The 8786-nt window shown below is 25.8% G+C and carries 6 protein-coding genes; 5 read left to right on the forward strand and 1 reads right to left on the reverse strand.

The genetic code is table 11. The annotated features are described in order from the left end of the window. Positions 1-444: 444 nt before the first annotated feature. Positions 445-864, reverse strand: a complete 420-nt coding sequence (locus tag ON17_RS02950) for a Panacea domain-containing protein (protein WP_017192014.1) — start codon at positions 862-864, stop codon at positions 445-447. Between the two features lie 1568 nt (positions 865-2432). On the opposite strand from ON17_RS02950, the gene ON17_RS02955 reads away from it, so the two are divergent. From ON17_RS02955 to ON17_RS02975, 5 genes are all read left to right on the forward strand, one after another. Beyond that, entirely contained in the window at positions 2433-2969 is a 537-nt protein-coding gene (locus ON17_RS02955; RefSeq protein ID WP_017192016.1) for a hypothetical protein, read from the forward strand. A 561-nt stretch (positions 2970-3530) separates the two neighbouring features. Further along, positions 3531-4136 (forward strand): 30S ribosomal protein S4, encoded by a 606-nt coding sequence (gene rpsD, locus ON17_RS02960; RefSeq protein WP_017192017.1) that lies wholly within the window; start codon positions 3531-3533, stop codon positions 4134-4136. A gap of 172 nt (positions 4137-4308) precedes the next feature. Next, positions 4309-6975, forward strand: coding sequence for a magnesium-translocating P-type ATPase (mgtA, locus tag ON17_RS02965; protein ID WP_017192018.1), 2667 nt, complete (start codon positions 4309-4311; stop codon positions 6973-6975). A gap of 34 nt (positions 6976-7009) precedes the next feature. Next, positions 7010-7777 carry a diadenylate cyclase gene (locus ON17_RS02970; protein WP_017192019.1) on the forward strand — a complete coding sequence of 256 codons (768 nt, stop codon included), beginning with the start codon at positions 7010-7012 and terminating at the stop codon, positions 7775-7777. 41 nt (positions 7778-7818) lie between these two features. Next, a complete protein-coding gene (locus ON17_RS02975) occupies positions 7819-8676 on the forward strand; it encodes a DegV family protein (protein ID WP_017192020.1) in 858 nt (285 codons plus the stop codon). The last annotated feature ends 110 nt before the right edge of the window (positions 8677-8786 follow it).

Here is an 8786-nt window from a genome sequence, read left to right on the forward strand (position 1 = left end):
ATTATATTTCAAAAAAAATTAATAAAATATCTTTTTAAAACAATATTATAACATCAATAAGAGTCATTATCAACATCAAATTTCTCTTTTTTTGTAAAAAGGTCGAAAAAGGAATAAAGATGATTCAAGGAAGTTAAAATTTGGATAAACAAAATGACTTAATAATTGTTTCATAATATTTTTTCTTTTATCTTTTGAAGTGTTATCCTTTCTTTTGCTGTTTTAACCTTTCTCGCTTTTTTATTATTTAAAGTAAAAACCCTTAATAAGGTATTTTTTTGTAAAAAACTATAAAAATATTTTCAATTTGAACCTTTTTCATTTGTATTTTCTTTTAATCTCACTTTGTTTAAATTTTGTTGGAAATAGGTTTTGACATCTTCATTGTTAATAATGTTTTCCGATCAAAGTTTGTGTTTGTCATAAGTGTTTAACCATGGCAATTCATTGTGGGTTTGATAAAATAAAAAAACTTGCTTTTTTATTGTCGTATTTCTGGATAATAACATCAATGATGGTTTTTTGTTGAGCGGTTAATTTGCTGGCTTTTCCACATTTTATGGTATTGATGGGTATTGGTTGGTAAGTGAATTTTTTTTTTAAAAACTTAGTTAAGGTAGGGAAAACAGGTTCATAAATCCAAGCTTGCATTTCTTCTGTTACAAGGGGTTTGTTGTATTCAACTAATGATTTAGCATAAGCGTAATAAATCATTTTATTCATTTTCATTTGTGTAACCGGAAAAATATTGTTTTCAATAATGTAATTCGCTATATTAAAAATATTGATTTTTGTCTTGCAAGATAAAGTGTGCTCTCCTTTAGGGGGATTTTTTTGTATTTTTTTCTCCTTTTTATTTATCATTATATATGATTTTTTATTAATTTGTAACAAATTTGGGGTTTTTATTGTGCTGGGCGTAATTTTTTTATTCGTTCTCTAGTTCTTCTAGGTTATATTGGATGATTTATATTGGAACGCAACTTTTTTCTTGATAAAAAGAAGCAAAATAGGAGAAGATGGTTTATATGTTTTTTTATAAAGATAAGATAATCATTTTTTCCATCAAAGATGCGCCATCCATGCCTAAAAAATTATCGTCTAATAGTTAGTAATAAATCATTCTTTTTGCGTTTATTTTATAAATACGAAAAATATCGGCTATATCACATATATCATGCATTCTTAATGATTTAACATATCTTTGAAACCTTTACTGTTCAAAAAAAGAATATATAATATAAGTAATTACATTGTCATAATAATAATGAGGATATCAAAATGAAAAAATACCAGACAAAACTAGCAAATTATTTAACAATAATGATCCTCATTTTCTCTTAAAGTTAATTTTTTTTAATTGGTTTTGCTTTGTCAATGTTAATAATAGGCAGAGTTTCTTTTTCGCAAAAAGACTTTAAAAAGGTCTTTTTTCGCGTGGTCAGTCTTTTCTATTTTGTGAATTCTGTTATTTTTAATCTTTAACGAGAATTATCGTGATAAGATATATTCTTGTTATGTTTTTTTATATAATGACAATAAAAAAGAATTAAATTTGAGAAGGCATATTGGATTGCACGGCCCTCAAGTTGCGTAAGGTTGGGACAGTATTATCGCAGCTTCCATTTTTAATTTTTAGTTGGTACGTTTTTTTCGGCACTAGTTATTACTTAACAGCTATTCAAAATAAAGCTTTTTTGGGATAAATGTATTGACAGAAATAATTAATCAAATAACAAAACAAAAACAAAGTTTTTTTATAAAATTGAACTTTTTTCGACGTTTTAATAGTCTTTTTATCGACTTTTTTGTTCGGTTTTGAATTTTTTGAAAATGCTCCTTGGTTTTTAAATATTCTTTTTTACCATTTTTCAAGCTTTTTTTGTTCTTTATGTGTTGGGGGAAAAACTTTGCCCTTATAATAGGCAAAATTACAACACAAGAAAAAAAAGAATGTTTTAAAAGAACGAGTTCCAAAGTTTTTTATATCATTAATTGCAATTCTTATCGTAAACATAACGTCTTTCATACTTTATAAGTATTACCGATAATAATTGCTTATAAGAAAAATTTATTTTTCGAAAGTCCCTTATTGAGGGATCTTTTTTATATCTCAAAACTTTTATAAAGAAAATGACCTTTTGTTCTTTGACTTTTGAAAAAAGAAGTAGTATAATATAAATAATCAATAAAATTATAAATTCATTCTTCCTCTTTAAAAAAACTTTTATAGTTGAGATTAAGGAATGTTAACCCTTTATTATTGAAGGTAAAAAATCCAAAAGAATAAACATCTTATAAAAGAAAACGAGAAGAAAAAAATGATGACAATTAAAAAAGAAAAATTAAATTTTTACCTTTATACATTTAGTTTAACCACTTTGGCTTTAGGGTTGGTTAAAGGACAATTAAAAGAATAAAACTATTTTTCTTTGTATTTATTCACACGTCAAACTGTTGTTTTAGTTAATATTTATTTTATTATCGTTTTTTGGACGGGAAAAGAAAATAATAAATATTTTAGTTTTATCACTTTTATTAATTCTACTTTAACGATGGTTTTATATGCGATTGGTAAAGGCAGTCAACAAAGTTTTTTTAATTATAAACCAGGTTTTTCTAATTTGGTGGCTATTTTAGAACATTATATTTTAATGCCGATTTTTATCATTTATTATTTTGCCGCCGACACAACCTCTTTAAAAATAAAACAATTTTACATTGGTTCCATTTATCCTTTAATTTATTTTGTAATAAGCATGATTTTAGGCGTTGTTTCTGGAGACGAGAAATTTCCTTATGATGATTTAAAAAAATTCAATACTGAAAAGATTAAATTCTTTATCTTTGCATCAATTATCACTATCTTTATCGTCTCTACGTCTTTATTATCTATTTTTTTCAAAAATAAAACGTTAAACGATGAGCAAATATTCTTCCTTAAAAGATCTAAAAAAAGAAGAAAATGAACTATGACATTCTTTTTTGCCGTATTAAACGAATAAATTTCTCTTGAAATAAACTTTTTATAAGATCACAATAAATTTATTGACGTCAAAACCTAAACAATAATAAAGAAAAAACCCTGAAAAAGGTATTTTTTATTGGCATAAACCCTCGCCGCAAACTTTTGGATAATTAATTAATCTTTTTAAGGTATTTTTGGAGAAAATTATGCGCTTTTTAAAAAATTTATCAAACTATGAATAGGAACAATTCATTTACAATAAGAAGGAAAAAAATTATTGACTGATAAAAAACCTTTTTTATTAAGTTTTTTATGAAAATCGATATCATTTTGTTAAAAAATACTTGACTATTTGTTCTTTTTAACTTAAAATATAGAAGATGGTAAAACAGGTGTTTATTTTTGGTTGACTTAATCTCTATTTTTTATTAGACAATGTTTTAATAAAAAGCATTAGTAATTCTTTGCTGTTTTAGAAGGAAAATAGTTATAGTAGATTATTAATCTTAAATAAACATAACTTTAATGCCTTCATAAAATCAAGTAAGGAGATTTAAGTTCAATGTCACGTTATATAGGTCCAACATGGAAAATTTCACGTCGTCTTAATTATTCTTTATCAGAAACTGGCAAAGAGTTAGTTAGAAAAAAAGAAAGTTTTGCAGTTAGTAAGCAAAAAAAACGTAAAAACAAATTAAGTGATTACGGTATTCAATTGCAAGAACAACAAAAAGTCCGTTTTACATATGGTGTTTCGAAAAAACAATTTAAAAAGATTTTCCACAATGCTAGTAATTTTAAAGGTGTTCATGGTGAAGTGTTTTTAACTTTACTAGAATCTCGTTTAGATAATATGGTTTATCGTATGGGTTTTGCTAGAACAAGATCACAAGCAAGACAATTAATTTCTCACGGTCATGTTTTAGTTGATGCTAAAAGAGTTGATATTAGTTCTTATCGTTTAAAACCAGGCCAACAAGTTTCTTTAAAAGAAAAATCTAAAGAATTAGAAATCGTTAAAAACGCTTTAGAATTCAATAAGAACAACAGAATCGAATATGTTTCAGTTAACAAAGAATTAGTGGGAACATACGTTAGATATCCGCAAAGAAATGAATTTTTACATGAAATTAACGAACAATTAATTGTTGAATTTTACAACAGATAAAATTTATCAATATATTAAATAACCATCTTTAATTTATTAATCTTTTGATTTTAATAAATTAAAGAATGATTATTTTGACTTTTTTCATCTAAATATTTTTTTGTATTTCTGTTTATATCTTTTTTTATTTATTAATATTATTAATAAACATTTTATCCAAGGAGTGCAAAATATGAAAAAAAAATCTGATGAATATTTTTTAAATCATTTACCGAATTTGAAATATATTAGCGCTCAAAATATTGAACAAACTTTTGCACTTTTAAAAACTAATTCCCAAGGTCTTTCTTCGGAGGAAATTATTCAAAGAAGAAAAAAATACGGTCAAAACATTTTTGCTAAAAAAAAAAAATCTTGGACAAAAAAAATATTCAAACTTTTTTTCAACCCTTTTAATATGATTTTATTGTTTTTAATTGTTTTTTCTTTTTGTAAAGATGTTTACCTTGCTTCAGAAGGGGAAAAAGAATTTTCAACTTTTATTATTATTTCGTTAGTTCTTTTAGTTTCTAATATAATGAATTTTATGCAAGAAGCTAAATTTTCCAATGTTTCTGAAAAATTAAAAAAAATTATTCAAACTACAACATCTGTTAAAAGAGAGAACCAAATTATAGAAATACCGTTAGATGAGGTAGTGGTGGGCGATATCATTTGTTTATCAGCCGGCGATATTATACCTGCGGATATTAAATTATTTGAAACAAAAGATTTTTTCGTTAAAGAAACCACTTTAACGGGAGAATCTGATTCTATTGAAAAAAAAGCTTTTTGTTTGGAAAAATATAATAATATTTTAGAAGATAAAAAACTTGTTTTCATGGGTACAACTGTTGTTTCTGGTTATGCTCAAGGGATTGTTATCTCTATCGGAAATAAAACGTATTTGGGCCAAATAAACCAAATAGCGATTAAAGATAAGCCACTTTCAACTTTACAAAAAGGCATTAATTCGATTGCTAAAATAATAACAGTTTCTATTTTTATTGTTTTACCTTCTATTGTCTTTTTAAATTTCATTAAAGCGCCTGACGATTTTAAATTTTGGGAAGTTTTACCTTTCGCTTTAAGTACGGTTTTAGGTTTAACACCTGAAATGTTACCTTTAATAGCGACTACTTCTTTTTTCATTGGTATGGTAGCTTTATCAAAACAAAAAGTGATTGTCAAAAATTTATATTCTATTCAAGATTTTGGTGCTATGAATGTTTTATTTACTGACAAAACAGGTACTTTAACTGAGGATAAAATCATTATTGATAATTTTTTAGATATCAACAATAACATTAATAATAGAGTATTAAAATACGCTTATTTAAATAGTTTTTTTCAAACAGGTTTAAAAAATTTGATTGATGCTTCGATTATTGACAAAATGAAACAAAAAAAAGAGGAAAAAGTTTTTTTTCAAAATATTGAACAAGAATTTACTAAAATTGATGAAATTCCTTTTGATTTTAAAAGAAGAATTATGAGCGTCATTGTGGTTGATAAAAAGAAGGAAACAACTATTATCACTAAAGGCGCCATCGAAGAAATGTTAAATATTTGTTCTTATATGGAAATTACTGATCCTCAAACTAAAGAAACTAAAATTATTCAAATTGATAAAGAAAAAATTTTAGAAAAAACTAGTTTTTACAATAATCAAGTTTTTCGCGTGATGGGTGTAGCTTACAAAAGAATTGATAACAATAATCTAGCTGATTCTAAAAAAGAAGCAGACATGGTTATGATTGGTTTTTTAACTTTATTAGACCCTCCGAAAAAAAGTGCTATTGAAGCAATAGCTTCTTTGAAAAAACATAATGTAGAAGTTAAAATTTTAACTGGTGATAACGAAATTTTATCTAAAATCGTCGCTTCCCAAATAAATATCGCTAACCAAGATTTTTTATTAGGAACTGATGTAGATCAAATGGATGATGAGACCTTGTATCAAAAAACCCAAAAGATTAATATTTTCGCTAAATTAAATCCAGAACAAAAAGCCAGAATTGTTTCTGTTTTTAAACAAAAAGGCAATGTTGTGGGTTATATGGGAGATGGTATTAATGATGCTGCTGCTATGAAATACGCTAATTTAGCGATATCGGTCGATTCAGGCGTAGATATAGCGAAAGAGTCCGCTGATATTATTCTTTTAGAAAAAGACTTAAAAGTGTTAGAAAATGGTATTTTAGAAGGTCGTAGATCTTATACGAACATGATAAAATACATTAAATTAACCTTAGCGGCTAATTTTGGCAATATTTTAAGTATTTTAGTGGCTTCTTTTTGTTTGCCTTTTGTCCCTTTATTGCCTATTCAAATTTTATTTTTAAATTTAATTTATGATTTTTCTTGTTTAGCTTTGCCTTTTGATCATGTAGAAGAAAAAAATTTAAACAAACCTCGTCAGTGGAATTTTAAAAATATTATCCGTTTTATGATGGTTTTTGGAGTTTTAGCTTTTGCTTTTGATGTTTTATTTTCTTTTGGTTTATATTTTATAGAAAGTTCAAAATTAAAAGATTATGAGGCAGAAAAAATTAGTTTATTTCAAACTAGATGGTTTATCTTTTCTATTTGGACTCAATATTTCACTATTTATTGTTTAAGAAATGATAAGTTTTGGCAAAGTTTAAAAAAATCTCGCATGATGTTTTGGTTTTCTATTGTTGGCGGAACTTTCGCCCTTTTCTTACCATTCATCCCTGTTTTGAACAAATCATTAAATTTTGAAAATCCTTTCACTCTTAAATACATTGTTTTATTAGCAGTTTCGTTAACGCTTTATGGTTTTGTTTTATCAATCGTTAAAAAAATTTTTATTAGAAAAAACCAAGAATTATTATAAAAATAATAATATTTGGCTTTAGAGGTATTTGCTTATGTCAATTCCGTATGTTTTAAAAATATTATTATATATTATTATTTTTTGCGTTTTTTGTGTTTTTTCTTTACAAATTTTTTTCAGCAAATATGAATTAACCAAAATAATTTATTCTTTTTTTTTAGGAACCAATTGTGTTTATTTTATTAATAAATTATTGAATTTAAATGGTATTGATTTAAAAGAAAAATTAGGTTTTGATATTTATACACCTTTATTAACTTTTGTTTTTATCGCTCCTATAGTCGTTAAAGCCCCTTATTTAAGATACCATCTACAAGCTCTTTCTAAATCTTGGAAAAGTAGAAAAAACGTTGTTATGGGGAGTAAAAATACTCAAAAAAATATTTTAGATAGTGTTTTAGAATTATCCAAAAGAAAAACAGGCGCTTTGATTACTATTGAAAAGTACCACTCTTTAGAACAATTTGCACAAAAATCTATTTTAATCGACGGAAACGTTACTAAAGAACTATTGTTAAATATTTTTAACATTAATACGCCTTTGCACGATGGAGCCGTTATCATTAGAGGAAATAAAATTTTATCAGCTGGAACTTATTTTATGTTATCTGATAATCAACATTTTGAAAAAATTACTGGTTCAAGACACCGAGCAGCTTTAGGCATTAGCGAAAAAACCGATAGTATGACGATTGTCGTTTCTGAAGAAACAGGCGATATTTCAATTGCTTTAGAAGGTATCATGTTAAAAACCAATGATAAAAATAAAATTCAAGAATACTTATCTATGTTTATGCTTTAAACATATTTATATTTTTCAATAGAAATAAGGAAAACGTTAATATGAATAAAAGAAAATTAGGAATTGTGGTTGAATCCACTATTGGAGGAGATTTTGGAAGAAGCCTTTTCTCTGATCTTAGTGTCGTTCATATGACTATTATGCACGATAATAAAGTTTTTAGCGATAAAGACTTTGATAACCAAAAGTTATTGAAATTATTGCATCAAGGGACTAAAGTAACTACCAGTCAACCTAATCCACAAGCTTTTGTTAAAGCTTATCAAGAACAAATTGATTTAGGATATGAGAAAATACTTTGTCTTACTTTATCAAAACAATTCAGCGGCACCCACAATAGTGCTCTTAAAGCTAAACAAATTTTAGGCGATGACCGCATTACCGTTATTGATACAGAAAGCGTTGGACCAGGTACCTATTTCACTCTATCCAGAGTTCATTATTATTTAAACGAAAATGTATTAACTAATGAAGAAATATTTGAAAAAGTAGTTGTAGAACAAAAAAAAGGCAGCATTTTTTTTTCTTTAGATGAATTGAAATATCTAGCAGCCAATAAAAAAATTAGTAAATTCAAATCTTTTTTAGGTAGTTTGTTTAAGATGAAAACTATTTTAAAAATGAAACAAGGTTTTTTTTCTTTAGAAAAAAATGTCCGTACTTGGAAAAGTTGTTTTAGATATTTATTAAAATATGCCCTTCAATTAAAAGAAGAAGAAGGCGCAGTAGATATTCAAATTATTTATGTTGAAAATCACGTTATTGTAGATGAATTCATCAAAGAAATAGAAAATTTGAACAATCCTAAAGTTAAATTATCAGTATACGGTCAAATGTCTCCTATCGTTTCTACTCACCTTGGTTCAAGAGCTTTCGGCATTTACATAAATAAAGGATAATTACATATAAAAGATCTTTTTTCAAAAGACAGATAAGACAGATTAATACTTATTTGCAGTTTAAACCTTTTTTATTTTTTAACAATCTAAAACCTTTTTATCGGATTGTT

This window comes from Poinsettia branch-inducing phytoplasma str. JR1 (assembly GCF_000309465.1).
GTDB classification, from domain to species: Bacteria; Bacillota_I; Bacilli_A; order Acholeplasmatales; family Acholeplasmataceae; genus Phytoplasma; species Phytoplasma pruni.